3 protein-coding genes are annotated in these 1,794 nt (G+C 40.1%); all 3 read left to right on the top strand.

Features of this window, described 5'->3' with window-relative positions; all coding sequences use genetic code 11:
• Positions 1-793, top strand: a 793-nt coding sequence (gene dapB / locus AC1DUW_RS27595; RefSeq protein ID WP_477644023.1) for a 4-hydroxy-tetrahydrodipicolinate reductase, incomplete at its 5' end; no start/stop codon positions are given.
• 17 nt (positions 794-810) lie between these two features.
• Positions 811-1,236 (top strand): methylglyoxal synthase, encoded by a 426-nt coding sequence (locus AC1DUW_RS27590; protein ID WP_053346758.1) that lies wholly within the window; start codon positions 811-813, stop codon positions 1,234-1,236.
• A partial coding sequence (gene bshB1 / locus AC1DUW_RS27585) for a bacillithiol biosynthesis deacetylase BshB1 (protein WP_477644022.1) occupies positions 1,220-1,794 on the top strand: 575 nt, incomplete at its 3' end. The genes AC1DUW_RS27590 and bshB1, both read left to right, overlap by 17 nt.

The raw sequence follows: 1,794 nt of genomic DNA, 5'->3' as shown, positions 1-1,794 counted from the left end.
AGTAAGAGTGATTGTAGCTGGACCTCGTGGCAGAATGGGTAATGAAGCGGTGAAGTTAGTACATAGAACAGAAGGGTTTGAATTAGCAGCTGTTATAGACCGTAAATATAACGAGKAAAGCCTCTCAAATATTGATGGTTTTCAAGGAATTGAAGCACCTGTTTTTTCCGATATTAACGAATGCTTCTCGGCTGTAAATGCAGATGTATTGATTGATTTAACTACACCTGAAGTAGGCATGTATCATACAGAAACGGCACTGAATCATGGTATCCGTCCTGTTGTAGGAACAACAGGATTTACAAAAGAAGATTTAGCAAAGCTGGATTCGTTAACTAGGGAAAAAGGTATTGGATGCATCATCGCTCCAAACTTTGCAATTGGGGCTATTTTGATGATGAAGTTCTCACAAATGGCTGCAAAGTACTTCCCGAATGTAGAAATCATTGAAATGCATCATGATCAAAAATTGGATGCCCCTTCAGGTACAGCTGCTAAAACGGCAGATATGATAGCTGCAGTACGTGAGACAAAACAACAGGGTCATCCGAATGAGAAAGAAACCATTCAAGGTGCTCGAGGAGCAAATATAGATGGCATGCATATCCATAGTGTTCGTCTACCGGGGCTTGTTGCTCATCAACAGGTACTTTTCGGGAGTGATGGAGAGTTATTGACGGTTCGCCATGATTCATTCAATCGCGCGTCCTTTATGACAGGAGTTAAACTTGCTGTTGATTCAGTCATGAAATTGGATGTACTTGTATATGGACTAGAAAATATTATCGAGTAGGTATTAGGAGGAATACGATGAAAATTGCCTTAATTGCCCATGATAAGAAAAAAGAAGATATCATTCAATTTGTAACAGCCTATAAAGCTGTATTTCAACAACATGAATTATTTGCTACTGGTACAACGGGGAAACGAATCATGGAAGAAGTATCATTGCCTGTCCATCGTTTCCATTCGGGACCTCTAGGCGGAGACCAGGAAATCGGGGCAATGATTGCCCGTGGTGAAATGGATATGGTCCTGTTTTTCCGAGATCCATTAACATCGCAGCCACATGAACCGGATGTATCAGCACTAATAAGGCTCTCCGATGTATATGAAATTCCATTGGCCACAAATATGGGAACGGCAGAAGTACTTATTCAGGGTTTGAAACATGGATATATGGACTGGCTTAAACTACGAAAAAAACAAGGTGAGATAAATGACAAACAAAAGTAATATAGATATCCTCGCTTTCGGTGCACATGCGGATGATGTTGAAATTGGTATGGGTGGTACGATTGCTAAATATGCGCAACAGGGTAAGGACATCGTCATTTGTGACTTGACAAAAGCGGAAATGTCGTCCAACGGTACCGTTCTATTACGGCAAAAGGAAGCAGCTAAGGCAGCAGAAATTCTAGGGGTGGAGAGAATATCCCTAGATTTACCCGACCGTGGTTTATATATGAAAGAAGAATACATAAATCAAATTATAACGGTTATTCGCAAATATAAACCCACACTTGTATTTGCCCCTTTTTTGGAAGACCGTCATCCTGATCATGGGAATTGTGCAAAATTAGTTGAAGAAGCAGTTTTTTCGGCTGGGGTTAGAAAGTATTTGGTTGAAGATGGTCTTGAAGCTCATCGTGTCCAAAATATGTACTATTTTATGATAAATGGTTTTCACAAACCTGACTYTGTCGTTGACATTACATCTACTATATCGGGAAAATTGGACAGTCTTAGAGCATATGGAAGTCAATTCGAAAAAAGTAATACAACGGTGGAGAC

The sequence above is a fragment of the Peribacillus sp. P4_C12 genome (assembly GCF_056402095.1).
Note: the sequence above shows the minus strand (reverse complement) of the source record. Positions and strands in the feature narration are given on the sequence as shown.

What these genes read in the sequence shown, in the direction of transcription:
- AC1DUW_RS27590 (WP_053346758.1), top strand. Translation starts at nt 811, where the DNA reads ATGAAAATTGCCTTAATTGCCCATGATAAGAAAAAAGAAGATATCATT.